Source organism: Pseudophaeobacter sp. 1A16562 (genome assembly GCF_041008785.1).
Lineage (GTDB): Bacteria > Pseudomonadota > Alphaproteobacteria > Rhodobacterales > Rhodobacteraceae > Phycobacter > Phycobacter gallaeciensis_A.
On sequence record NZ_JAXGFT010000001.1, the window covers coordinates 307,318 to 330,574 of the forward strand.

Here is a 23,257-nt window from a genome sequence, read left to right on the forward strand (position 1 = left end):
GAGACCTCCATGGCGCGCTTTCACGATCTAGAAGTCACCGATGTCCGCAAGACGATCCGCGATGCGGTTGTTGTCTCCCTGAAGCCCGCCAATGGCGCGGCGGCGGAGTTCGATTTCACCCAAGGCCAGTACCTGACCTTCCGCCGCGATTTCGACGGCGAGGAGCTGCGCCGCAGCTACTCGATCTGCGCGGGCAAGGAGGACGGCATCCTGCAGGTCGGCATCAAGCGCGTTGATGGCGGCGCCTTTTCGACTTGGGCCAATACCGACCTGAAACCCGGTGACACCCTGCAGGCGATGGCGCCGATGGGCACCTTCTTCACGCCGCTTGATGCTGGCGCCGAAAAATCCTATCTCGGCTTTGCCGGCGGATCCGGCATCACCCCGGTGCTGTCGATCTTGAAGACCACCCTGGCGGCCGAGCCAAATTCGACCTTCACGCTGGTTTACGCCAACAAGGGCGTCAACACGATCATGTTCCGCGAGGAGCTGGAGGACCTGAAGAACCTCTACATGGGGCGCTTCAACGTCATCCACATTCTGGAAAGCGATGCGCAGGAGATCGACCTCTTCACCGGTCTGGTGACCGAGGAGAAATGCGCCCAGCTGTTCGAGCACTGGATTGATATCGACAACGTCGACACCGCCTTTATCTGCGGGCCGGAACCGATGATGCTGGGCATCGCCGCAGCGCTGCGCACGGCTGGCCTGAAGGACGATCAGATCAAGTTCGAGCTCTTCGCCAGCGCCCAGCCCGGCCGGGCCAAGCGCAAGGCAAGCGCCGCCGATGCGGCCAGCAACGCGAACCAGACCTCTGCCGCGATCACCCTTGATGGCGCCACCCAGACCATCGAGATGGGCAAGGACACCACCATCCTGGATGCGGCGCTGGAGAACGCCATGGACGCGCCCTATGCCTGCAAGGCCGGGGTCTGCTCCACCTGCCGCTGCAAGGTGCTGGAAGGCGAGGTGGAAATGGTCACCAACCACGCGCTCGAAGATTACGAGGTCGAAAAGGGCTACGTCTTGTCCTGCCAGGCCTATCCTGTCACCGATAGGGTGGTCGTGGATTACGATCAGTAATGCATTTCATGGCGCGCCCTTCCGGGCGCGTCTGTGTTTAAGGGCCCGTTTCACAGGGCCGAATTCAGGGAGGATCAGATATGGCCGAGGACATGAGCCTCAGCAGCTATCTTGCGCAGGGCGGCAAGCTCACCAATCCATCCAACGTGCCGCCGCGCTATCGTGCGGAACTCTTGAAACTGATGGCGACCTTTGTCGACAGCGAGCTCGCCGGGGCGGCGGGCTTTGCCGATATCATCAACGAAGGTCCCGGCATCAAGGCCCGCATCGCCGCCGCCAAGATCGTGCTGGAGAAATCCGACAATGCCGACAAGGTGCTGCGGATCATGGGGGAATTCGGCGCCGACACCGAGGCCTACGCCGATCACCACCCCTGGACCGCGCGGCTGACCCGCGATGCCGACATCGGCCAGAGCCGCAGCAAGCACGACATGCGCCTTGCGGTGTTCAACTACCCGCTGGAAGGCTGGCTTGACGCAGTGGTGATGAACCTTCTGATGGGTCGCGCTGTCACGGTGCAGCTTGGGGAGTTGTCGCAGGTCTCCTACCAGCCGCTGGCCGAGGCTTTCCGCAGCATCGCCCCGATCGAGCAGCGCCATGCCGAGCTGGCCGAAGAGGGGCTGACCCAGCTGGTAGAGAACGGCGAGACAGCGCAGGCGCAGGAAGCGGTGGACTACTGGTGGCCCCGCGTTGCCGCCTCTTTCGGCTCGCAAACCTCGGAGAAATTCGACGGGCTGCGCGCGATGGGCCTGCGCCATGACACCAATGCCGAGCTGCACGACCGCTGGGCCGCAGACGCGGGTGCGATCCTTGGGAAGCTGGGCCTGACACCGGGCAACTGAGCCGCTCCGGTCCCCCAATTCGGCGCAGGTCCCGACGCAGGGTCCTGCGTGGTCTCCCAGAAAAGCGCCCATATAGTCAGGCGGGCAGGCAGGCGGGGCACTCCCGCCCGGACGCGGTGCATCGCAGATGCGCCTTGTCCCCTTGGGCCGGGCGCGCGCCGGGCGGCGCGCGCAAAGCGCCCGATCCTCGGTGTTTTCCCATTTGTTTCGCGTGCGAAACAGCTTGCCAGCTCCTTGTCCCGGCGCGCAGTGGCAACGCAACACCTCCACAGCCCCCACACACCCATGTGCAAAGAAGCGCCGACCGGGCACTGGACCTTGCCGGAAGAGCCTCCTAGTGTCCCGGGGACGCAAGACATTTTGAAAGGCCCCGATCATGGCAGCTGGCAGCACCATCCACACCTACTTCAACGGTCAGTGGCACGACGGGGACGTGCCAATCATGTCCGCCGCCGACCACGCGGCCTGGCTTGGCTCTTCGATCTTTGACGGGGCGCGGCTGTTTGACGGGGTGACGCCGGATCTGGATCTACACTGCGCCCGCGCCAATGCCTCGGCCTCGGCGCTGATGATGAAACCCACCGTCTCGGTCGAGGATATGGTGGAGATCACCCGCGAGGGGCTGAAACGCTTTGCCCCCGGCGCTGCGGTCTATATCCGCCCGATGTACTGGGCCACCGATGGCGATGCGACGATGATTGCGCCCGAGCCGGAGACCACCAAGTTCGCGCTCTGCCTGGAAGAGATCCCGATGGCCCCGGCGGATGCCAGCGCCACGCTGACCCGCACCCAGTACCGCCGCCCGGTGCTGGAGAACGCCGTAGTCAACGCCAAGGCCGGCTGCCTTTACCCCAACAACGCCCGCATGCTGCGCGAGGCCCGGGCCAAGGGCTTTGCCAACGCGCTGGTGCAGGATGCCATGGGCAACGTGGCCGAAACCGCCACCGCCAATATCTTCATGGTGCGCGACGGAGAGGTCTTTACCCCCATCGCCAACGGCACCTTCCTGGCCGGCATCACCCGCGCCCGTCACATCAAGAACCTGAAGGCCGACGGCGTCACCGTGCATGAAACCGTGCTGAGCTTTAAGGACTTTGAGGAGGCCGACGAAGTCTTCATGTCCGGCAACATGAGCAAGGTCACCCCGGTCACCGCTTTCGACGACCGTCAGTATCAGATCGGCCCCATGGCCCGCCGCGTGCGCGAGATGTATTGGGACTGGGCTGCCACGCATGGGTGAGTGGCGGCAAAGCTTTCTGACCATCGCCGTCGGCGGGGTCGGAGCTTTGATCGCCTCCCTGATCCATATGCCGATGGCCCTGCTGGCCGGGCCTGCCATCGCCGTCAGCCTTGCCGGGCTCTGGGGCGCACCGATGGATATCGCGCCCCGGCTGCGGGATGCGGCGTTTCTGGTGATGGGGCTCAGCATCGGTTCGATGGTCAGCCCCGAAAGTTTTGCCGCCATGATGCGCTGGCCAGTGGCCTTTGGCCTGCTGGCGGCCCTGACCATTGTCACGCCCTTCGCCGGGCGTAGCCTGGTGCCCCGCATCCTGCCGTTTGAACGACACGAATCCTTTCTCGCCGCCGCGCCCGGGCATCTGGGGCTGGTGATCGCGCTGGCGGACAGCCTGTCTCTGTCCCTGACGCGGCCGATGGTGCTGGCCTCGATCCGGTTGATGTCGCTGACCCTGCTGGTGCCGCTGGGGGCAACCATTGCGGGGATGGAGATCGGTTTTGGCCTGCCGGGCAGCGCTGCGGTGACACCACTGGGCTGGATCGCGATCCAAATCGCCATCGCCCTTGCTATCGCGCCGCTGCTGCGCCGGATCAAACTGCCCGCCCCGACGCTGATTGCCGGGATAACCGTCGCTGCGACGACCCATCTTGGCGGCTGGACTGCGGGCGGGTTGCCCGGCTGGGGGGCGCAGGGCGCGCTGATCCTGATGGGCAGCCTTATCGGGGGACGCTTTACCGGCATGAGCTGGCGCGAATTGCAGGGCAGCCTGCTGGCGGGCGGCGTGATCGTCCTTCTGACCTGCGGGCTGGCAGCGATAGCGGCCCTGCCGGCGGCCTATCTGTCGGGCCTGCCGCTGTTGGATGTGCTGCTGGGATTTTCCCCCGGCGGGCTGGAAACCATGATCATTCTCGGCGCCGCGCTTGGCGCCGATCCTACCTTTGTCGCGGCGGCGCATCTGTTCCGCCTGATGGTGCTGGCGGTGGTCCTGATGCTCTACGCAACCCGGGTGGCAAACAGCGCCGCACTGAAAAGCAATGGACAGGACGCGGCCCCTCGGGCAGATTGATCAGGATTGTGGAGGCTACAGATGCGCAAATTTCTGGTTGTGCTGGATGACAGCCGCGAATGTCTGAACGCCATGCGGTTCGCCGCGATGCGGGCGGCCCGCACCGGTGGCGGGGTGGCGATCCTGTCGGTGATCCCACCCGATGAATTCAATCACTGGATCGGCGTGGGCGAGGTCATGCGCGAAGAGGCCCGCGAACGCATCCATGCCCATTTCGAGGTTTTCGCCAAATGGATGCGCGACCGTCAGGGGGTGGATCCGGAGCTGATCATCCGCGAAGGCGAGGCCGTGCCCGAGATCCTGGCCCAGATCGAAGCCGATCCCGACATCGGCGTTCTGGTGCTGGGCGCGGGCACCGACCGCAAGGGGCCGGGACCGCTGGTAAACCAGCTGAGCAAGACCTCGGGCAGCCTGCCGGTGCCAATCACCATCGTGCCGGGCGATCTGTCCAAGGACCGGCTGGAAGCGATTACCTGAGCCCCCAATTGCTGCCGCTGTTTCCTGATGCACAGATGGCTCTGGTAATTTAGAACCGTTCCAAACCTTGACTTGTGCGGCCACGGCGCGCATATCTCCTGCAGACCAACGGAGACCCGAAATGTTCATTCAGACCGAATCCACGCCCAACCCGGCGACGCTGAAATTCCTTCCGGGGCAGACCGTTCTGGAGGCAGGCACCGCCGATTTCGCCAGCCCCGAAGCGGCAGAGAGCTCTCCTCTGGCCAGCCGCATCTTCGCCGTCAGCGGCGTCACCGGCGTGTTCTTCGGCAATGATTTCGTCACCGTCACCAAGGCCGACGACGTCGAATGGGATCACATCAAACCTGCCATCCTGGGCGCGGTGATGGAGCATTACCAATCCGGCCAGCCGGTGATCAGCGCGGGCGGTGAGCAGGCCTCGGGCCATGCCGAACACAGCGGCGAAGACGGTGAAGTCGTGAACCAGATCAAGGACTTGCTGGACAGCCGCGTGCGCCCGGCAGTGGCCCAGGACGGCGGTGACATCACTTTCCACGGCTTTGAACGCGGCGTCGTCTACCTGCATATGCAAGGCGCCTGCGCGGGTTGTCCCTCCTCGACGCTGACCTTGAAAATGGGCATCGAGAACCTGCTGCGCCACTACATCCCCGAAGTCACCGAGGTCCGCCCGGTCGCCGTCTGAGCGGCAGGACAGACCCGTCGCCATGCTGGCGACCTGAAAGGACAGAGGATGACAACCGAACCACTGGTTCTGGGCTTTGACACATCGGCCGCGCATTGCGCGGCCGCTTTGCTGCGCGGTGACACCCTTGTTGCCGAGGCGCTGGAGCCGATGACACGCGGGCAGGCCGAACGGCTGATGCCGCTGCTGGAAGAGGTGCTGGCGACAGGCGGCGCCACATGGGCGGATCTGGATGCCATCGGTGTCGGCGTCGGCCCCGGCAATTTCACCGGTATCCGCATCGCCGTTTCCGCCGCCCGAGGTCTGGCGCTGGGTCTTGGCGTTCCGGCCGTGGGCATCGACGGTTTTGACGCCCGCGCCGCCACAGGAACCCTGCCCGGCATTCCCGCCCCGCGTGATCAGGTCTATGCCGCCCTGCCGGATCAGGCACCGCGTCTGATGCCCCGCGAGGAAGCCGAAGAAGCCGCGCGCGGTGCCGGGCTGACCTTTGCGCCCGAGGCCTCTCCCGCAGGGCTGGCCGAGGCGATCGCGCGTCTGGCAGCCGCCCGGATGGATCAGGACACCGCCGCCCCCGCGCCCCTCTATCTGCGCGCTGCCGATGCCGCGCCCGCGCGCGATACTCCGCCTGCGCTGATCGATGGCTGACGCCGTGGCCCCTGCCCCAGCCACAGACGACATGGCCAAGACCCACGCCGCGGCCTTTACCCAGTCGCGCCCCTGGAGCGCTGCGGAATTCGCCGATCTGCAGGACAGCCCCCTGACCTTTGCAATCGGTGATGCCCGCTGTTTCGCCCTTGTCCGCGTCATCGCGGATGAAGCCGAGCTGTTGACCATCGCCACCCACCCCGCGCACCAGCGCCAGGGTCTGGCCCGGCAGGTGATGCAGGACTGGCAGGATCTCGCCCGCACACGCGGCGCCACCGAAGCCTTTCTGGAGGTGGCCGCCGACAATGCCCCGGCGCAGGCGCTGTATGACGCATGCGGATTCGCCACTTGCGGCACCCGGCCCGGGTATTATGCCCGCAAAGGCGCCGCCCCTGTGGACGCGGTGCTTATGCGGTGCAGCTTACGTTAGGCCACCCGTATGGAATTCCACCGTTTGGTCAAAAAGCGGTTGACCCTGCCGCGATGCTGCGGGCTAAATTGCCGCACCTCTATTCGTCCCGGTCACATAACGCACCGGGCAGCCCAACGGCGGCTGTGACAATCATAAAACACAACTGGGAGTATTCTAATGAGCCTGATGAAAACCCTGATGGGCGGCTCGGCCGCACTGGCCGTCACTGCGGGCGCGGCCCTGGCGGATCCGGCGCTGATCTTTGACCTTGGCGGCAAATTCGACAAATCCTTCAACGAAGCGGCGTTCATGGGCGCAAAACGCTGGGCCGATGAAACCGGCGGCAGCTTCCGCGAAATCGAACTGCAGTCCGAAGCCCAGCGCGAGCAGGCCCTGCGCCGTTTTGCCGAAGCGGGCTCCAACCCGATCGTGATGGCGGGCTTTGCCTTTGCTGACGCTCTGGGCCAGGTGGCTGCCGATTACCCGGACACCAAATTCACCATCATCGACATGGTCGTGGACGCGCCCAACGTGCGCTCGGTTGTCTTCAACGAGCACGAGGGCTCCTACCTCGTCGGCATGATGGCGGCTGAGGCCTCCAAATCCGGCACCGTCGGCTTCATCGGTGGCATGGACATCCCGCTGATCCGCAAATTCGCCTGTGGCTATGCCCAGGGCGTGATGGCCGCCAACCCCGACGCCAAGGTGATCGCCAACATGACCGGCACCACCCCGGCGGCCTGGAACGACCCGGTAAAAGGCTCCGAACTGACCAAGGCGCAGATCAGCCAGGGCGCTGACGTGGTCTATGCTGCGGCAGGCGGCACCGGCGTGGGCGTTCTGCAGACCGCTGCGGATGAGGACATCCTGTCCATCGGCGTGGACAGCAACCAGAACCACCTGCACCCGGGTAAGGTACTGACCTCGATGATGAAACGCGTGGACAACGCGGTTTACGAGGCCTTCAGCGATGGCGCTGACATGGAAACCGGTTTCTCGGTCATGGGGCTGGCCAATGGCGGCGTCGGCTACGCGCTCGACGACAACAACGCACCGCTGGTTTCGGACGAGATGAAAGCCATGGTGGACGCTGCAGCAGCCAAGATCGCCTCGGGCGAGCTGAAGGTACATGACTACATGTCCGACGACAGCTGCCCGGCGCTGTCGTTCTGATCGGCAACCGCTCTGGCCCGGCCTGAAAAGGCATAGCCAGAGCCCACTTTACCCGGAGGCTGCCGCAACGCCGCCTCCGGGTTTGGTTTTTCCATCCCATCCGAGGGACGCACTGCCGCACCGGTATCCGCCCCCTGCGCATCACCCCGGCACCAACCGGTCCGCGCCCCCGCATGTTGAGGAGCCAGAATGACGGCACCAGCGATTGAACTGAAAGGCATCTCCAAGGCCTTTGGCCCCGTCCAGGCCAACAAGGACATCTCCATCAGCGTCGCCCCCGGCACGATCCACGGGATCATCGGCGAAAACGGCGCCGGCAAATCCACCCTGATGAGTATCCTTTACGGCTTTTACAAGGCCGACAGCGGCGAGGTCTGGATCAACGGCAAGAAGACCGAGATCCCAGACAGCCAGGCCGCCATTTCCGCCGGGATCGGCATGGTGTTCCAGCATTTCAAGCTGGTCGAGAATTTCACGGTGCTGGAAAACATTGTTCTGGGCGCCGAGGACAGCGGGCTGTTGATGCCCTCGCTGACCCGCGCCCGCAAGGAACTGAAGGCGCTGGAAGAGGAATACGAACTCTTCGTGGACCCGGACAAGCGCATCGACGAGATCGGTGTCGGCATGCAGCAGCGGGTCGAGATCCTGAAGGCGCTTTACCGCAAGGCCGAGATCCTGATCCTGGACGAACCCACCGGCGTTCTGACCCCGGCAGAGGCCGACCAGCTGTTCCGCATCCTCGACCGCCTGCGCGCCGAGGGCAAGACGATCATCCTGATTACCCACAAGCTGCGCGAGATCATGGAGGCGACCGACACGGTCAGCGTCATGCGCCGCGGCGAGATGACCGCAACGGTAAAAACCGCCGAGACCAGCCCCGAACATCTGGCCGAGCTGATGGTGGGCCGCAAGGTGCTGCTGCGCGTGGACAAGGTCCCCGCGAAGCCCGGCAAGCCGATCCTGGAAGTCGAGAACCTGCGCGTCGTGGACGAGGCAGGCGTCGAGCGCGTCAAGGGCATCGACCTCAATGTGCGCGCCGGAGAGATCCTCGGCATCGCCGGTGTGGCGGGCAATGGCCAGTCGGAGCTGCTGGAGGTGCTGGGCGGTATGCGCCCCGGCACCGGCACGATCCGCCTCAATGGCACACCGCTGCCCCTGTCCGGCGCCGGATCGGACGGGCGGGCACGCCGCGCCGCCCATGTGGCCCATGTCCCCGAAGACCGACAGCGCGAGGGGTTGATCATGGATTTCCACGCCTGGGAAAACGTCGCCTTTGGCTATCACCACGCGCCGGAATACCAGCGGGGCCTTCTGATGGACAACGCCGCCCTGCGCGCCGACACCGCTGCGAAGATGGAGAAATTCGACGTGCGCCCGCCGGATCCCTGGCTGGCCGCCAAAAGTTTTTCCGGCGGCAACCAGCAGAAGATCGTCGTCGCCCGTGAAATCGAGCGCAATCCCGACCTCTTGCTGATCGGCCAGCCCACCCGCGGCGTCGACATCGGCGCCATCGAATTCATTCACAAGCAGATCGTCGCCCTGCGCGATGATGGCAAGGCGATCCTTCTGGTCTCGGTCGAGCTGGAAGAGATCCTGTCCCTGTCTGATAGGGTGGCGGTGATGTTTGACGGTATGATCATGGGCGAACGCGCCGCCGATCAGACCGATGAAAAGGAACTGGGCCTTCTGATGGCCGGTGTCGCGGGGGAGGCCGCGTAAATGGAAAAAATGCCGAAATGGGCCGATGTGGTCCTGATTCCGCTGATCAGCCTGATACTGGCTGCCTTCCTGTCGGCTCTGGTCATTCTGGCCATCGGCGAGGACCCACTCGCCGCGGTCAAGATGATGGTGACAGGCGCGCTCGGCTCCACCTACGGCTGGGGCTACACGCTGTACTATGCAACCAATTTCCTATTCACCGGCCTTGCGGTCGCCGTCGCCTTCCACGCCCGGATGTTCAACATTGGCGGCGAAGGTCAGGCGATGCTGGGGGGGCTTGGCGTTGCGCTTGTCTGCCTTTACATCCCCTGGCCTCACTGGTCTCTGGCTCTGATCTTTGCCTCCCTAGGCGCTGCCCTCTTTGGGGCCGCCTGGGCTGCCATACCGGCCTATCTTCAGGCCAAGCGCGGCAGCCATATCGTCATCACAACCATCATGTTCAACTTCATCGCAGCCGCGGTTCTGAACTATATGCTGGTCAATGTGCTGAAGCCCGCAGGGGCCATGGATCCAGCCACAGCCCGCTTTGCCGAAGCTGTTCACCTGCCAAGCCTGCACGAGCTTCTGGCCCCATTCGGTATCGCCTTTTCCAAATCGGCACCGGCCAACGTGAGCCTTCTGGTCGCCGTTGCCGCCTGCGTGGTGGTCTGGCTGCTGATCTGGCGTACGCGGCTGGGGTATGAAATCCGCGCCTATGGCCATTCCGAACCCGGCGCTCTTTATGCCGGAATCTCTCCGGTGAAGATCATCATGATCTCGATGCTGATCTCGGGTGGGCTTGCGGGCATGATGGCGATCAACAACGTCATGGGCGAGGCCGAGCGTCTGGTTCTGAACTCTACCGAGGGCGCTGGTTTCATCGGCATCGCCGTGGCGCTGATGGGGCGCAACCATCCCTTTGGCGTTTTCCTGGCCGCCATCCTCTTTGGCTTCCTCTATCAGGGCGGCGCGGAACTGGCGCTCTGGACCTCGATCCCGCGCGAATTGATCGTCGTCATTCAGGCACTGGTCATCCTCTTTACCGGCGCGCTGGACAATATGGTGCGGATACCGCTTGAAAAGATCTTCCTTGCATTGCGGAAGGAGAAAGCCTGATGGAATTCCTGACCATAATTCAGGTGCTGGACAGCACCGTCCGTCTGGCGACGCCGCTGCTTCTGGCCTGCCTGGCCGGCCTGTTCTCAGAGCGCGCGGGCATCTTTGACATCGGCCTTGAAGGCAAGATGCTGATGGCCGCCTTTCTGTCCGCTGCGGTGGCCGCAGTCACCGGCAATGTCTGGCTGGGACTGCTCGCGGGTATCGCCTCCTCGCTGGTGCTGGCCGGGCTGCACGGGGTCGCTTCGATCACCTTCCGGGGCAACCAGTTGATTTCCGGGGTTGCCATCAACTTTCTGGCCGCAGGCATGACCGTGCTGATCGCCCAGGATTGGTTCCAGCAAGGCGGGCGCACGCCTTCGCTGCTGCGCGAAGGACGCTTTGGCGGTCTTGAACTGCCCTTTGCCATCGGCCCCAGCGACGCCGAGGCAGCGGGCCGCCCCCTGTCCGAACTGATCGCCGAAGCGGGCATGTTCCAGCAGGTCTATTCCGAGCTGCTGTCGGGGCATTCCATCCTCGTCTATGCCGCCTTCTTCGCGGTGCCGCTCACCTGGTGGGTTCTGTTCCGCACCCGTTTCGGCCTACGTCTGCGCGCGGTCGGGGAAAACCCGGCAGCGGTGGACACGGCCGGTGTTTCGGTGGTGGGGCTGCGGTTTGCCGCCGTTGCGATCTGCGGCCTTCTGTGTGGCATCGCGGGCGCCTATCTTGCGACGGCCCTGCAGGCCGGTTTCGTGAAAGACATGACCGCCGGTCGTGGCTTCATCGCGCTGGCGGCGCTGATCTTTGCCAAATGGCGGCCCTGGCACGCGATGGGCGCCTGCCTGCTGTTCGGCCTGTTGCAGGCGGTCGCGTTGCGGTTCCAGAATATCGAACTGGGCAGCGTTACCATCCCGGTGCAGGTGATGGATGCCCTGCCCTATATCCTGACCGTGGTGATCCTGGCCGGTTTCGTCGGCAAGGCCATTCCGCCCCGCGCGGGCGGCGAACCTTACGTGAAGGAGCGCTAAGAGCGCACCGCTCACACAGCCGCATGACCCAGTCAAACCGCCCGGCCCCACGCCGGGCGGTTTTGTGTTTTGCACGTGCCCTTCCCCCTCAGTCGAGGTGATAAGTCCAGATTGATCCCGATTATCGGTCCTGAATGCTGCGGGGCGGCATCGCCAGTTGATTTTGCACCGGCAAAGGGGTCTAAATTGAGTATGCAGATCTACCTTCCCATCGCCGAGGTTTCGGTCAATGCCTTCCTTCTTCTGGGGCTGGGTGGGCTGGTGGGTATCCTTTCCGGGATGTTCGGCGTCGGCGGTGGATTTCTGATGACGCCGCTGCTGTTCTTCATCGGCATTCCGCCCGCCGTAGCGGTGGCGACCGAGGCCAACCAGATCGTCGCTTCCTCTTTTTCCGGCGTCCTTGCTCATTTTCGAAGGCGTACCGTCGATATCAAGATGGGGCTTGTGCTGCAGGCCGGTGGTCTGCTTGGCGCCGCGCTCGGCGTGGTGGTCTTTAACCATCTGAAACAGATGGGTCAGGTCGATCTGCTGGTGAAGCTCTGCTACGTTGTCTTCCTTGGCGTCGTTGGCGGGTTGATGTTCATCGAAAGCCTCAGCGCCCTACGCAAATCCCGCAAATCGGGCGGCGCGCCCGCAGCGCGGCGGCAGCGCAGCTGGGTGCATGCCCTGCCCTTCAAGATGCGGTTCCGCACCTCCGGGCTTTATATCTCGGTGATCCCGCCGGTTCTGGTCGGCGTCGCTGTCGGCATTCTGGCCGCGATCATGGGCGTGGGCGGCGGTTTTATCATGGTGCCCGCGATGATCTATATCCTCGGCATGCCGACCAAGGTGGTGGTCGGAACCTCGCTGTTCCAGATCATCCTCGTCACCGCCTTTACCACCATGCTGCACGCCACGACCAACTTTACCGTGGACATCGTGCTGGCCGTGCTCCTATTGGTTGGCGGCGTCGTCGGGGCACAGATCGGCACCCGCATCGGCACCTATCTCAAGGCCGAACAGCTGCGGATCCTGCTGGCACTGATGGTGCTGCTGGTCTGCGGTAAACTGGGGCTTGAGCTTCTTATTCAGCCGGACGAGCTGTTCTCGCTCGGCGTGGCAGGAGGTCACTGATGACGCCGCTCTTCCGCCTGTTGCTAATTGCCCTGCTCAGCCTTCCTGCGGTTCTCGCTTCCCCGGGTCGCGCTAACGAGCGCGAAGCGGTTGTGCTTGGCCTCAGCCAGAACCGCGTCGCCATTACTGCTGATTTTGACGGCTCTGAAATTCTGGTTTTTGGCGCGGTGAAACGCGACACTCCGATCCCGGCGGATGCGCCGCCGCTCGAAGTGATCGTCACCGTGTCCGGCCCCTCCGCCCCGGTCACCGTGCGTCGCAAGGAAAAGAAGCTTGGCATCTGGGTCAATGTCGACAGCGTGCTGGTCGACTCCGCGCCTAGCTTTTACGCCGTAGCCACCAGCGCCCCCTTCGGCGCGGTGCTGACGGATATCGAGGACCTGCGCCACAAGGTATCGGTCGAACGCGCCATCCGATCGGTCGGGGCCGCGATGAACATCCGCGGCGCCCAGGATTTTGCCGAGGCCGTGGTGCGCATCCGCCGCGAGGAAGGGCTTTACTCCCTACGGCCCAGCACCGTCACCGTGGACCAGCAAACCCTGTTCCGCACCGCGATCGACATGCCCGCGAACCTGACCGAGGGCGCCTATACCACCCGCGTGCTGCTGACCCGCGGCGGCGAGGTGGTCTCCAGCTATGAAACCGCAATCGACGTGCGCAAGGTCGGGCTGGAGCGGTTCCTCTACGCCCTCTCGCGCGAACGGCCCTTCATTTACGGGATCATGTCACTGGTTATTGCCGTCCTTGCCGGCTGGGGCGCCTCGGCAGCCTTCCAGCTGCTGCGCGACCGGTAGGAGCGTCAATTCATGCCGTTTCGCAGTCTAAACAGCCAGTCGGATTGCCACCTTGGCAATCAGATGTATCGCGCAATGGGACAGCAAGCATGATCGCCTATGTCACCGTCGGAGCTGACGATATCACGCGTGCCAAACAGTTCTATTCTGCCTTCCTACCGGCCCTTGGCTATGGGCTATCGGAGGGGCCTGAAGGTCTAAGCTACGCCCTGCCAGTGGAGCCGGGCCAGTCTCCCGCTCTGCCTGATTTCTACGTCAAACCGCCCTTCGATGGAGAGGCGGCCTCGGCTGGCAATGGCGCCATGGTGGCCTTTGAGGCGCGCAGCCAGGAACAGGTGCGCGCCCTCCACGCCGCCGCGCTGGCCGCAGGTGGCTCTGACGAAGGGCCGCCAGGATTTCGTGACACCTATGGCCCCCGGTTCTTTGTCGGCTACTTGCGCGATCCACAAGGCAACAAGATCGCATTGTTTTCCAGCAACCCGAACGAGCCGGGACGAGACGGTTAGCCCAGGTCTTCAAGGGCGACAGGATCACGACCACTCGAAACAGGCAGCGCGCCATGCGCGGTGCCGGGCCCAACGGGATGAGAGCTGCGTCCGCAGACCGAAGACGGGCGGGAGCGCTCCCCCGCCATGTCCCCTGCCCTGCCTTGATCAGCCGCGGCCGATATAGGGCATCTTGGTGGCCATCACCGTCATGAACTGCACATTGGCCTCCAGCGGCAATTCAGCCATATGCAGCACCGACCGCGCCGCATCCGCCACATCGAAAGTGTCCATCGGCGCCGCCTCGGGATTGGCCTCGGCATGGCGATGGGCCAGATCCTCCACCATTGGGGTGCGGGCATTGCCGATGTCGATCTGCCCGCAGGCGATGTCAAAGGGCCGACCGTCCAGCGAGATGCTGCGCGTCAGCCCGGTGATCGCCGATTTGGTGGCAGCATAGGGCGCCGAGCCGGGACGCGGCACATGGGCAGCGATGGAGCCGTTGTTGATGATCCGTCCGCCCTGCGGTGCCTGATGGCGCATCTGCCGAAAGGCCGCCCGCGCCGCCAGGAACATGCCCGTGAGGTTCACATTGACCGAGGCATGCCAGTCCTCCAGCGCGATCTCATCGATGGTACCGGGCGGCGTGAAGATACCCGCGTTGTTGAACAGCACATCCAGCCGTCCGGCCTGCATGGCAAAGCTGTTGACCGCATGATCCACGGCAGTGGCGTCGGTCACGTCCGCAGGCAGCACATAGGCCCGGTCGTGCCCCAGCGCCACATCCGCCAGCTTGTCCGCGCGCCGGGCCAGCAGGCCCACGGTCCAGCCTTGGGTCAGGAACTGTTCGGCCACCGCCCGGCCAATGCCCGAGCTGGCGCCGGTGATCAGGATTGTCTTGTTGCTCATAACGCGGTTTCCTCCTCTGCCTCGAGTGTCAGCGCCGCCACCGGTGCGGCGCGCAGATCGTCCACCCGGAGCGGACCGGTGGGTTTGGCGAGCCGGTTGCGCACCACCCAGATCAGCCGTTCCTGCGCCCTGGTAATCGCCACATAAGCGAGCCGCTTCCACAGCGGCTGGCCGGCCTCGACCCGGCCCATGCGCGCAGCAGCATAGATATCGGGGGCAAAGACCTGCGCGGTCTCCCATTGCGAGCCCTGCGCCTTGTGAATGGTCACCGCCGCCCCATGCAGAAAGGTCGCCCCCATGCGCGCGGCATAGGGGATAAAGGGTTCTTCCTCGTCCGGTTTTTCGATCTTCACGATGGAGGCGGCCGAGACCTGCGGATCCTCGGCGCCCATCACGTGCAGGCGGGAAAATCCGGGTTTGCGGCCGGGGCCGAGGTAGATCACCTGCGCCCCCTTGATCAGCCCGCGGGCCTCAAGATCAAGACGTTTCTTGCGGTGTTTCAGCGGCAATTCGATGCCATCGCAGATCAAAGGTTCGCCTTCGATCAACGCATCCTCGGGGGCGCCATGGACGCTGCGGAAGGCGTTGATCAGACGGATGCGGGTGTTGTTGCGCCAGACCAGCACCGGAGAGCGCGCCATCAGGTCGACCTCGACCCGCTGCCCCCAGACCACGCGCTCGTCGCGCCGGGCGGTGTCTTCGACCATGCGTTCGAAATCTTCGAACCCCAGCTGCGGGTCCGCCAGCGCATGGGCGAGGTCCAGAATGGGGTTATCGGCCTCTTGTCGGTGAATACGGCTCAGCACCAGCTTGCGCGTCTCGGGCAGCCCGTCAAAGACCATGGCGCCCGACTGGTTCACCGGCGCCAGCTGCGCCGGGTCGCCAAACAGCAGCAGGGTCGGGAAAATCTCTTTGAGATCGCTGAACTGGCGGTCATCCAGCATCGAGGCTTCATCGACAAAGCCGATGTCCAGCGGGTCCTCGCGGCGTTTCCAGCCGGTGATGAAATCGGAGCCGCGCAGCCCTGCCGCCGCCAGCGCCCCGGGGATCGATTTGTTGCGCTCGTAAAAGGCCGCCGCGCGGGCCAGCGCCTCTTCGGTCAGACCTTCGATATCGGGCTCTTCGCCGTTTCCGGCCAACCATTCGGCGATGCGTTCGTATTCGGGATCGTAGACCGGCGTGTAGAGAATCCGGTGAATGGTGGTCGCGGGCACCCCACGCAGGCGCAGCACGCTGGCTGCCTTGTTGGTGGGGGCCAGAATCGCAAGGGTGCGCTTGCCGCTTTTCTTGCGGCTTTCGTAATCGCCCGACACCACTTCGACGCCGGCATCTTCCAGCGCCTTGTAAAGCTCGGCCAGCAGCAGGGTCTTGCCCGATCCCGCCTTGCCGATCACCGCCATCACCCCGGCATCGCCGCGCGGCGGATGCAGCAGACCATCGTCCAGATCCACCCCGGCCTGGTGCAAAAGCGCAGTCACGCTGTCAAAAGCGGCGGCCTGATCGTCGGAGAATTGAATAAGCGGCTTTGTCATGGCGCGACCCTACAGCTGCGGGGTCGGCTGCACCAGATGCAACCGGCCCCGTGGCATGTGGGGTCGCAAGACAGACCCGGGTCCTAGCCAGTCAGCGCCATCTGCTTCATCGGGTCGGCACCGCCAAAGGAGCGGTCGAACCACAGCCGCGACAGCTCGGGCGCGATGCCCGCGCGGCTGGCCACCATGTCATAACTGTCCGGAGTGAACTCCCACAGACCGACGTTGATCTGGTCACGGCCTTCTCCCTCGGTGCCCAGAACCTCGGGGCTGGAGCCGATGGCGCGATAGATCCGGATCATCCGACGGTCAAAGACACCGACGAAATGGCGAATGCCGAAATTGCGCATGATCTCACCCCCGCCCAACATCAGCGCACCTGCCACCTTGGACGGCGCATTGCGCGACAGGCAGAACCGGGTGCATTCCCAGATCAGCGGGCTGGTGATCGGGCTGCCGCCAGTGAGATGGCCAAAAATTTCATTCACCATCACGCGCCCGGTGGTCGGCAAAAACCGCATGGAGCCGCCATGGCTGCCATCCGGCATTTCCCAGATCACATAAAGCGGATCCAGCGCATCGTATTGATCGCGTTCCTGTCCGTTGGCATCGACGCTGACCTCCCAGCCCAGACGGGTGCGGAATTGGTCGGCGCGATCCTGAAACATGGAGCGGGCCAGTTCAGGATGTTTATGCAGGTCGTGTCCGTAGATATAGCGAAGCATTTTTTCGTCCCCTTTTGCTTGAAATGCAGGGGGAGCTTACGCCCAGAAGGCGATGCGCCAAAGACATTAACGAATTCATAAGATTGGATTTGAGCAGATTTTCGCGCCCGGATCAGACAACGATAAAGCCGCAGCTTAATGCGCGGGCAATTGCATGAGTCGTATTCAGCGCGCCGAGTTTAAATCGAGCACTTTCAATGTAAACGCGCAAGGTATGTTCCGAAATTGAAAGCGTTTGTGCGACCTGCGCACGGCTGTAACCAATTGCCAGCAGGGTCAGTGCATCAATTTCCCTTGGCGACAGGGTTTGGGCCTGTTCCGGTCCGCGATCAGGTTCGAATTCCAGCGCTTTGCGGTTGAAATAATGCGCCATCAGAATCAGTTCGCGGCTGTGGGCTGCGGTGAATTCCTCCCAGTCCTCATCTGAGCAATTGTGATTGACGGTAAAGAGCGCGAATTGCCCGTTGGGACCGCGAATCGGAATTGAATAACCCTGATTGCCGACCCCATGCGCCAGTGCGTCTTTCAGAAAAATACGCGCCGATTTGGTAGACCAGTCGAGCCGCTTCCAATCGACCGGATGAAACCGCTGATAACAACCAATGATGACCGGATCGGTCCGCAGATAGCCCTGCTCCAGATAGCGCTGGACCCAGACATCATCATAGGTGCCACAGCCGTATTGCTCACCTGCGCTATCGACCCAGTGATAGACGATATGATCGATCTCAAAGGCATCCCGGACGCGCTCGGTGATCTTTTGCAGACCCTCAAGTGTCGTGGTGGCATCCAAGTCCTCCAGGATGCCGTCCAGATCTACCGTTTTCCCCATAGGATCGCGTACCGTTGTCATCAAGCTGAGGCGTGATCTCTGCATAAGCAATATCCAGCGCGATATCGAGCTGGTCGCCTAGCCTCCCCAGACCTTTTGCAGCGGCAACCTCTCTGAGGTCAACGAGAACGTCCAGAATCCATTCATTTTTTGCCATATCGGCCCCCCCTTGAGCCTATGTCACCCAAGGACAGCCTAATTTTGCGAGAATTTTTCGTATATTCGCAGATTTTCCTTCCCCAGAAATGGTGAGGAAAGCCCAGAGTAACATTCTGAAATTGTTATATTTTAAGATTCAGAAAACAAAAAAGAGCGAACCACTTGAAATGATTCGCTCTTCTGATTTTCAGCAATAGAAACCCGGCAGGGCGGGATTATTTGCCCGCTTCGAGAACGTCCTCAAGGGTGCGAAGACCAGTCTTGGGCGCCTGCACCAGAACCGACATATTGCCGGGCAGATGTTCGTTGCGCAGCATCTTCATGTGCGCTTCAGGCAGGTCGTTCCAGGTGAACACTTCGGACATGCAGGGATCAAGACGACGCTCCAGCATCAGCTTGTTCGCGGAAGACGCCTGTTTCAGGTGGGCAAAGTGGCTGCCCTGCAGGCGCTTCTGGTGCATCCACATGTAGCGCACATCAAGCGTCAGGTTATAACCGGTGGTGCCTGCACAGATCACCACCATGCCGCCTTTTTTGCAGACGAAGGTGGAGACCGGGAAGGTGGCTTCGCCGGGGTGTTCGAACACCATGTCGACGTTCACGCCCTTGCCGGTGATTTCCCAGATCGCGGCGCCGAACTTGCGCGCTTCCTTGAACCAGGCGGCATATTCCGGGGTGTTGACCGTCGGCATCTGGCCCCAGCAGTTGAAGTCCTTGCGGTTCAGAACGCCCTTGGCACCCAGGCCCATGACGAACTCCCGCTTGCTCTCGTCCGAGATCACGCCGATGGCGTTGGCGCCGGCGGTGTTGATCAGCTGGATCGCGTAGGAGCCAAGACCACCCGACGCGCCCCAGACCAGAACGTTCTGGCCCGGCTTCAGGTCGTGCGGCTCGTGGCCGAACAGCATGCGGTAGGCGGTGGCCAGCGTCAGCGTGTAGCAGGCGCTTTCTTCCCAGGTCAGGTGCTTGGGGCGCGGCATCAGCTGCTGGGCCTGCACATTGGTGAACTGAGCAAAGGAGCCATCGGGAGTTTCATAGCCCCAGATACGCTGGCTCGGCGAATACATCGGGTCGCCGCCGTTGCATTCCTCGTCGTCGCCGTCGTCCTGGTTGCAGTGCACCACGACCTCGTCGCCGACTTTCCAACGCTTCACCTTGGATCCAACGGCCCAAACGATACCCGCGGCATCGGAGCCGGCGATGTGATAGGGCGCCTTGTGACCGTCAAAGGGCGAGATCGGCTTGCCCAGCGCGGCCCAGACACCGTTGTAGTTGACGCCGGCGGCCATCACCAGGACCAGCACCTCGTGGCTGTCCAGCTCGGGCACATCCACCACTTCCTCGACCATGGCAGTGTTCGGCTCACCGTGGCGCTCCTTGCGGATGGTCCAGGCGTACATCTTCTTGGGGACGTAACCCATCGGAGGGATTTCGCCCATCTCATAGAGATCCTTCTCGGGCGCCTCGTAGGACAGAACGTCGGTCTGCGTGTCCAGAGCCATGATGGCCTCCTTCGTTAAAACGGTTTTGCCGCAATGCAGAATCGCGGGTCTACCTAGGGAATAAAAACGGCAAGGTAATAATGCAACCCCAATTGAGGTTGTTTTGTAATTTTATGACCTCGCAGACGCAGAAATTTCCTTGGCGTCTGCAGCATCCGTAGGCAGGGCCGCTGCAGGCAGCAGGTGACGAATGGAGTTGGCATAGTAGGTCAGCAGGTCCCGTTTGGCGGGCACCGGCACGTAACGCCCGTGTTCGGAGCGCAGGATGCCGCGCCGCACCAGGATCCGCAGCGCTGTTTCAACCGCATAGGACCGGCTGTCACGGGGCAGATGAATATGGGAGAGCGGCATCCGCTCCAGCAGCGCCGCAAGCCGCTGTTCCAGCGCGCTGCGCGTCATTGCGCCTTCGGACAGCAGCAACCAGCAGACCGCGGGCACCGGCAGTACCGGTACGATATCACCGATCCGCTCCATCAACTCCTGCGACAGGGGTTCGGGAAGATCTGACGCCGTGACCGGCCCAGAAGGATCGGCAGCCTGCTGCGCGGCAGTGAATTCCGCAAGGCTCAAAGGGCGGCCAAAGTTGACCGCAGCATAGCCGAACCGGTGATAGCGACCGGTCATCCACAGCCACAGCTGCCGCAGCATCCGCGCCATCACCACGCCGATACGGGCGCGGAACCGGCGCTCTCCGGCGCGCCCGGCCGAGGTCAGGATCTTGTCCTCCAGCACCCAGTCGTAATTCAGCCCCACCGGCACAAAGACCACATCCCGCCCCGCCCCGGCCGGGTCCCGCGCGTCGACAATGTATTTCAGCAGCCCAAGACGCGGCGGCGCCAGCGCGCCGTCCAGGCTAAGCCCCCCTTCGGGGAACATCGCCTGCGTAGCCCCGCCCTGCGTGGCAAGGCGCACATAGGTGGCCAGCACCCGGCGATAGAGTTCATTGCGGGATTTGCGACGGATGAAATAGGCCCCCATGGCCCGGATCAACCGCGACAGCGGCCAGACCCGCGCCCACTCCCCGACCGCATAAGACAGGGCCGAGCGCCGCGCTGCCAGATAGGTGATCAGCACGTAATCCATATTGCTGCGGTGGTTCATTACAAAAACCAGCGTTGCCTCCGGGTCGATGCGACGCAGCGCCTCTTCGTCCTGATGGCCCAGACGCACCCGGTAGATCGCATTGGACAGCCAGCGCGTGACGCGAATGGCAAAGCTGAAATAGGTGAAGGCGGAAAAGGACGGAACGATCTCGCGCGCATAGCGCCGCGCCTCTTCAAAGGCGACGTTGTCGGGAATGCCTTCCGCCGCCGCGTGATCGGCCACCGCCTGCGCCACCTGCGGATCATAGATCAGCCGCTGGATCATGTCATAGCGCCGCGCAAGGCGGAATGGCTCGATCGGGCGCTCCAGCCGCTGGTTGAGCCGTGCCACCGCCCGTTCCAGCCGCCGCCGGAAGAACCAGCGCACGGATGGAAACAGGAAATGCGAGGCAAAGGTGACCGCAGCAAACAGCAGGATCAGCACAAACAGCCAAAGCGGAAGCTCTACGGTACTTGTCATGGCCCGACTGTGGCAGCAAAGCCCTGGCCGGGCAATTGTGACGCGGGATCAGCACCTGACGCGGTGTTCGCCGCAACGCAGCGAATTGACATGGGTTTATTATTCCGCTTTACATCGCCACAGCGAAATAAAATTACCCACCATAGAATCGCGAGGCCCGCCCATGTCGCAGACGCAGAATGACCGCAAAGCCGATCGTCCCTGGCTGATCCGTACTTATGCCGGACACTCCACCGCCGAGGCCTCCAACGCGCTGTACCGCTCGAACCTGGCCAAGGGTCAGACCGGCCTGTCCGTCGCCTTCGACCTGCCGACCCAGACCGGTTACGACAGTGACCACGTGCTGGCGCGCGGCGAGGTGGGAAAGGTCGGTGTGCCAGTCAGCCACCTGGGCGACATGCGTACCCTGTTCGACCAGATCCCACTGGAGCAGATGAACACCTCGATGACGATCAACGCGACCGCGCCCTGGCTGCTCTCGCTCTATATCGCCGTGGCCGAGGAACAGGGCGCTGACATCAGCAAGCTGCAAGGCACGGTGCAGAACGATCTGATCAAGGAATACCTGTCGCGCGGCACCTATATCTGCCCGCCGAAACCCAGCCTCAAGATGATCGCGGATGTGGCCGAATACTGCTACACCAACGTGCCCAACTGGAACCCGATGAACGTCTGCTCCTACCACCTGCAGGAGGCCGGCGCGACGCCGGAGCAAGAGCTGGCCTTTGCGCTGGCCACCGCACAGGCGGTTCTGGATGAACTGCGCCCGCGCATCGCGCCCGAGGATTTCCCGGCACTGGTGGGGCGGATTTCTTTCTTCGTAAACGCAGGCATCCGGTTCGTAACCGAGATGTGCAAGATGCGTGCCTTTGTCGATCTCTGGGACGAGATCTGCGAAAAGCACTATGGCGTCGACAACCCGAAATTCCGCCGCTTCCGCTATGGCGTGCAGGTGAACTCCCTTGGCCTCACCGAGCAGCAGCCGGAAAACAACGTCTACCGTATCCTGATCGAAATGCTGGCGGTGACGCTCTCGAAAAAGGCGCGCGCCCGCGCCGTGCAGCTGCCCGCCTGGAACGAAGCCCTGGGGCTGCCCCGCCCCTGGGATCAGCAGTGGTCGATGCGCATGCAGCAGATCCTGGCCTATGAGACCGACCTTCTGGAATACGAGGACCTTTTCGACGGAAACCCGGCGGTAGACCGCAAGGTCGAGGAACTGAAAGACGGCGCCCGCGCCGAGCTGGCTAACCTCGATTCCATGGGCGGGGCGGTTGCCTCGATTGAATACATGAAATCGCGTCTGGTGGATTCCAACGCCGAACGCCTGAACCGGATCGAGCGCAACGAGACCGTCGTGGTCGGCGTCAACCGCTGGACCGAGGGCGAGCCCTCGCCGCTGCAGACCGAAGATGGCGGCATCATGGTCGTCGATCCTGCCGTAGAGCAGCAGCAGATCGCCCGCCTCAACACCTGGCGCGCCGAACGCGACAATGCCGCCGTAGAGCAGGCGCTGGCCGCGCTGCGTCAGGCGGCCAAGGACGGCAGCAACATCATGGAACCCTCCATCGCGGCAGCCAAGGCAGGCGTCACCACCGGTGAATGGGCCGAGGAAATGCGCAAGGCCTATGGCACCTATCGCGGCCCGACCGGCGTCTCCGGCTCCCCCTCAAACAAGACCGAGGGTCTTGAGGACCTGCGCGATGCCGTCAACGCGGTCAGCGACCAGCTGGGACGGCGGCTCAAGTTCGTGGTCGGCAAACCCGGCCTTGATGGTCACTCCAACGGCGCCGAACAGATCGCCTTCCGCGCCCGCGACTGCGGCATGGATATCACCTATGACGGTATCCGCATGACGCCGCAGGAACTGGTGGCTCAGGCTCAGAAGGACGACGCCCATGTGATCGGCCTGTCGATCCTGTCCGGCAGCCACCTGCCACTGGTCGAGGACATGATGCAACTGCTGCGCGATGCCGGGCTGGATCACATTCCGGTGGTTGTCGGCGGTATTATTCCCGATGACGATGCCGAACGGTTGAAAAAAATGGGAGTGGCGCGGGTCTATACGCCAAAAGATTTCGAGCTAAATTCAATTATGAGCGACATTGTCGACCTCGCAAAACCACCCGCGATTGCATCTTAATGGGTTGATCACGATTTTTTTCCCAAAATGGGGAAAATTCCGCTAATATTTCCGGGTCAATA

General features: G+C 62.9%; 22 protein-coding genes. 16 read left to right on the top strand and 6 right to left on the bottom strand.

From position 1 onward, the window contains the following. The first annotated feature begins 9 nt into the window (after positions 1-9). The 15 genes from paaE (at position 10) to SM764_RS01535 (ending at position 13,854) form a co-directional block, all read left to right on the top strand. Positions 10-1,083, top strand: a complete 1,074-nt coding sequence (paaE, locus tag SM764_RS01465) for a 1,2-phenylacetyl-CoA epoxidase subunit PaaE (protein WP_065272551.1) — start codon at positions 10-12, stop codon at positions 1,081-1,083. 80 nt (positions 1,084-1,163) lie between these two features. Beyond that, positions 1,164-1,925 carry a Phenylacetic acid catabolic protein gene (locus tag SM764_RS01470; RefSeq protein ID WP_274827623.1) on the top strand — a complete coding sequence of 254 codons (762 nt, stop codon included), beginning with the start codon at positions 1,164-1,166 and terminating at the stop codon, positions 1,923-1,925. A gap of 376 nt (positions 1,926-2,301) precedes the next feature. Next, entirely contained in the window at positions 2,302-3,165 is an 864-nt protein-coding gene (locus SM764_RS01475; RefSeq protein WP_065272549.1) for a branched-chain amino acid aminotransferase, read from the top strand. Continuing rightward, positions 3,158-4,228, top strand: a complete 1,071-nt coding sequence (locus tag SM764_RS01480) for an AbrB family transcriptional regulator (protein ID WP_369000841.1) — start codon at positions 3,158-3,160, stop codon at positions 4,226-4,228. Before SM764_RS01475 ends, SM764_RS01480 begins: the two co-directional genes overlap by 8 nt. A 21-nt stretch (positions 4,229-4,249) precedes the next feature. Then, on the top strand, positions 4,250-4,705 hold the full coding sequence (locus SM764_RS01485; RefSeq protein WP_065272547.1) for a universal stress protein: 456 nt from the start codon (positions 4,250-4,252) through the stop codon (positions 4,703-4,705). Positions 4,706-4,826: 121 nt separating this feature from the next. Further along, on the top strand, positions 4,827-5,390 hold the full coding sequence (locus SM764_RS01490; RefSeq protein ID WP_065272546.1) for a NifU family protein: 564 nt from the start codon (positions 4,827-4,829) through the stop codon (positions 5,388-5,390). Positions 5,391-5,438: 48 nt separating this feature from the next. Continuing rightward, entirely contained in the window at positions 5,439-6,035 is a 597-nt protein-coding gene (tsaB, locus tag SM764_RS01495) for a tRNA (adenosine(37)-N6)-threonylcarbamoyltransferase complex dimerization subunit type 1 TsaB (RefSeq protein WP_065272545.1), read from the top strand. Then, positions 6,028-6,465 (top strand): GNAT family N-acetyltransferase, encoded by a 438-nt coding sequence (locus SM764_RS01500; protein ID WP_369000842.1) that lies wholly within the window; start codon positions 6,028-6,030, stop codon positions 6,463-6,465. Before tsaB ends, SM764_RS01500 begins: the two co-directional genes overlap by 8 nt. A 159-nt stretch (positions 6,466-6,624) precedes the next feature. Further along, a complete protein-coding gene (locus SM764_RS01505; protein ID WP_065272543.1) occupies positions 6,625-7,620 on the top strand; it encodes a BMP family lipoprotein in 996 nt (331 codons plus the stop codon). Positions 7,621-7,809: 189 nt separating this feature from the next. Further along, positions 7,810-9,339 (top strand): ABC transporter ATP-binding protein, encoded by a 1,530-nt coding sequence (locus SM764_RS01510; protein ID WP_369000843.1) that lies wholly within the window; start codon positions 7,810-7,812, stop codon positions 9,337-9,339. After that, positions 9,340-10,434, top strand: a complete 1,095-nt coding sequence (locus tag SM764_RS01515; RefSeq protein ID WP_274827619.1) for an ABC transporter permease — start codon at positions 9,340-9,342, stop codon at positions 10,432-10,434. Continuing rightward, complete coding sequence (locus SM764_RS01520) at positions 10,434-11,441, top strand: ABC transporter permease (protein ID WP_369000844.1); 1,008 nt, start codon at positions 10,434-10,436, stop codon at positions 11,439-11,441. The genes SM764_RS01515 and SM764_RS01520 overlap by 1 nt, the downstream gene beginning before the upstream one ends. 192 nt (positions 11,442-11,633) lie before the next feature. Next, positions 11,634-12,554 carry a sulfite exporter TauE/SafE family protein gene (locus SM764_RS01525; protein ID WP_274827617.1) on the top strand — a complete coding sequence of 307 codons (921 nt, stop codon included), beginning with the start codon at positions 11,634-11,636 and terminating at the stop codon, positions 12,552-12,554. Then, the gene (locus SM764_RS01530; RefSeq protein WP_065272538.1) at positions 12,554-13,348 is read left to right on the top strand and encodes a TIGR02186 family protein; all 795 of its coding nucleotides are present in this window, start codon (positions 12,554-12,556) and stop codon (positions 13,346-13,348) included. The genes SM764_RS01525 and SM764_RS01530 overlap by 1 nt, the downstream gene beginning before the upstream one ends. 89 nt (positions 13,349-13,437) lie before the next feature. Next, complete coding sequence (locus SM764_RS01535) at positions 13,438-13,854, top strand: VOC family protein (RefSeq protein WP_368947275.1); 417 nt, start codon at positions 13,438-13,440, stop codon at positions 13,852-13,854. 147 nt (positions 13,855-14,001) lie between these two features. Here the strand turns inward: SM764_RS01535 and SM764_RS01540 are convergent, their stop codons facing one another. The 6 genes from SM764_RS01540 to SM764_RS01565 all read right to left on the bottom strand — a co-directional run bounded on the left by SM764_RS01540 (position 14,002) and on the right by SM764_RS01565 (position 21,055). Then, positions 14,002-14,742, bottom strand: coding sequence for an SDR family oxidoreductase (locus SM764_RS01540; RefSeq protein ID WP_065272536.1), 741 nt, complete (start codon positions 14,740-14,742; stop codon positions 14,002-14,004). Further along, positions 14,739-16,274 carry an ATP-dependent DNA helicase gene (locus SM764_RS01545; protein ID WP_369000845.1) on the bottom strand — a complete coding sequence of 512 codons (1,536 nt, stop codon included), beginning with the start codon at positions 16,272-16,274 and terminating at the stop codon, positions 14,739-14,741. Before SM764_RS01545 ends, SM764_RS01540 begins: the two co-directional genes overlap by 4 nt. 83 nt (positions 16,275-16,357) lie before the next feature. Further along, positions 16,358-16,999 carry an acyl-homoserine-lactone synthase gene (locus SM764_RS01550; protein WP_065272534.1) on the bottom strand — a complete coding sequence of 214 codons (642 nt, stop codon included), beginning with the start codon at positions 16,997-16,999 and terminating at the stop codon, positions 16,358-16,360. 112 nt (positions 17,000-17,111) lie between these two features. Beyond that, entirely contained in the window at positions 17,112-17,831 is a 720-nt protein-coding gene (locus SM764_RS01555) for a helix-turn-helix transcriptional regulator (RefSeq protein WP_369000919.1), read from the bottom strand. A 374-nt stretch (positions 17,832-18,205) separates the two neighbouring features. Further along, on the bottom strand, positions 18,206-19,492 hold the full coding sequence (gene ccrA / locus SM764_RS01560) for a crotonyl-CoA carboxylase/reductase (protein ID WP_065272532.1): 1,287 nt from the start codon (positions 19,490-19,492) through the stop codon (positions 18,206-18,208). A 111-nt stretch (positions 19,493-19,603) separates the two neighbouring features. Continuing rightward, positions 19,604-21,055 (bottom strand): 1-acyl-sn-glycerol-3-phosphate acyltransferase, encoded by a 1,452-nt coding sequence (locus SM764_RS01565; RefSeq protein WP_274831409.1) that lies wholly within the window; start codon positions 21,053-21,055, stop codon positions 19,604-19,606. 163 nt (positions 21,056-21,218) lie between these two features. Between SM764_RS01565 and SM764_RS01570 the strand changes: the two genes are divergently transcribed. Beyond that, positions 21,219-23,195: a methylmalonyl-CoA mutase family protein gene (locus SM764_RS01570; protein ID WP_369000846.1), complete on the top strand. Its 1,977-nt coding sequence runs from the start codon at positions 21,219-21,221 to the stop codon at positions 23,193-23,195. Positions 23,196-23,257 lie beyond the last annotated feature (62 nt).

What these genes read in the sequence shown, in the direction of transcription:
- SM764_RS01490 (WP_065272546.1), top strand. Translation starts at nt 4,827, where the DNA reads ATGTTCATTCAGACCGAATCCACGCCCAACCCGGCGACGCTGAAATTC.
- SM764_RS01485 (WP_065272547.1), top strand. Translation starts at nt 4,250, where the DNA reads ATGCGCAAATTTCTGGTTGTGCTGGATGACAGCCGCGAATGTCTGAAC.
- SM764_RS01530 (WP_065272538.1), top strand. Translation starts at nt 12,554, where the DNA reads ATGACGCCGCTCTTCCGCCTGTTGCTAATTGCCCTGCTCAGCCTTCCT.
- SM764_RS01515 (WP_274827619.1), top strand. Translation starts at nt 9,340, where the DNA reads ATGGAAAAAATGCCGAAATGGGCCGATGTGGTCCTGATTCCGCTGATC.
- SM764_RS01500 (WP_369000842.1), top strand. Translation starts at nt 6,028, where the DNA reads ATGGCTGACGCCGTGGCCCCTGCCCCAGCCACAGACGACATGGCCAAG.
- SM764_RS01565 (WP_274831409.1), bottom strand. Translation starts at nt 21,055, where the DNA reads ATGACAAGTACCGTAGAGCTTCCGCTTTGGCTGTTTGTGCTGATCCTG.
- SM764_RS01480 (WP_369000841.1), top strand. Translation starts at nt 3,158, where the DNA reads ATGGGTGAGTGGCGGCAAAGCTTTCTGACCATCGCCGTCGGCGGGGTC.
- SM764_RS01475 (WP_065272549.1), top strand. Translation starts at nt 2,302, where the DNA reads ATGGCAGCTGGCAGCACCATCCACACCTACTTCAACGGTCAGTGGCAC.
- SM764_RS01570 (WP_369000846.1), top strand. Translation starts at nt 21,219, where the DNA reads ATGTCGCAGACGCAGAATGACCGCAAAGCCGATCGTCCCTGGCTGATC.
- ccrA (WP_065272532.1), bottom strand. Translation starts at nt 19,492, where the DNA reads ATGGCTCTGGACACGCAGACCGACGTTCTGTCCTACGAGGCGCCCGAG.
- SM764_RS01535 (WP_368947275.1), top strand. Translation starts at nt 13,438, where the DNA reads ATGATCGCCTATGTCACCGTCGGAGCTGACGATATCACGCGTGCCAAA.
- SM764_RS01525 (WP_274827617.1), top strand. Translation starts at nt 11,634, where the DNA reads ATGCAGATCTACCTTCCCATCGCCGAGGTTTCGGTCAATGCCTTCCTT.
- tsaB (WP_065272545.1), top strand. Translation starts at nt 5,439, where the DNA reads ATGACAACCGAACCACTGGTTCTGGGCTTTGACACATCGGCCGCGCAT.
- SM764_RS01470 (WP_274827623.1), top strand. Translation starts at nt 1,164, where the DNA reads ATGGCCGAGGACATGAGCCTCAGCAGCTATCTTGCGCAGGGCGGCAAG.
- paaE (WP_065272551.1), top strand. Translation starts at nt 10, where the DNA reads ATGGCGCGCTTTCACGATCTAGAAGTCACCGATGTCCGCAAGACGATC.
- SM764_RS01545 (WP_369000845.1), bottom strand. Translation starts at nt 16,274, where the DNA reads ATGACAAAGCCGCTTATTCAATTCTCCGACGATCAGGCCGCCGCTTTT.
- SM764_RS01550 (WP_065272534.1), bottom strand. Translation starts at nt 16,999, where the DNA reads ATGCTTCGCTATATCTACGGACACGACCTGCATAAACATCCTGAACTG.
- SM764_RS01555 (WP_369000919.1), bottom strand. Translation starts at nt 17,831, where the DNA reads ATGGGGAAAACGGTAGATCTGGACGGCATCCTGGAGGACTTGGATGCC.
- SM764_RS01505 (WP_065272543.1), top strand. Translation starts at nt 6,625, where the DNA reads ATGAGCCTGATGAAAACCCTGATGGGCGGCTCGGCCGCACTGGCCGTC.
- SM764_RS01510 (WP_369000843.1), top strand. Translation starts at nt 7,810, where the DNA reads ATGACGGCACCAGCGATTGAACTGAAAGGCATCTCCAAGGCCTTTGGC.
- SM764_RS01520 (WP_369000844.1), top strand. Translation starts at nt 10,434, where the DNA reads ATGGAATTCCTGACCATAATTCAGGTGCTGGACAGCACCGTCCGTCTG.
- SM764_RS01540 (WP_065272536.1), bottom strand. Translation starts at nt 14,742, where the DNA reads ATGAGCAACAAGACAATCCTGATCACCGGCGCCAGCTCGGGCATTGGC.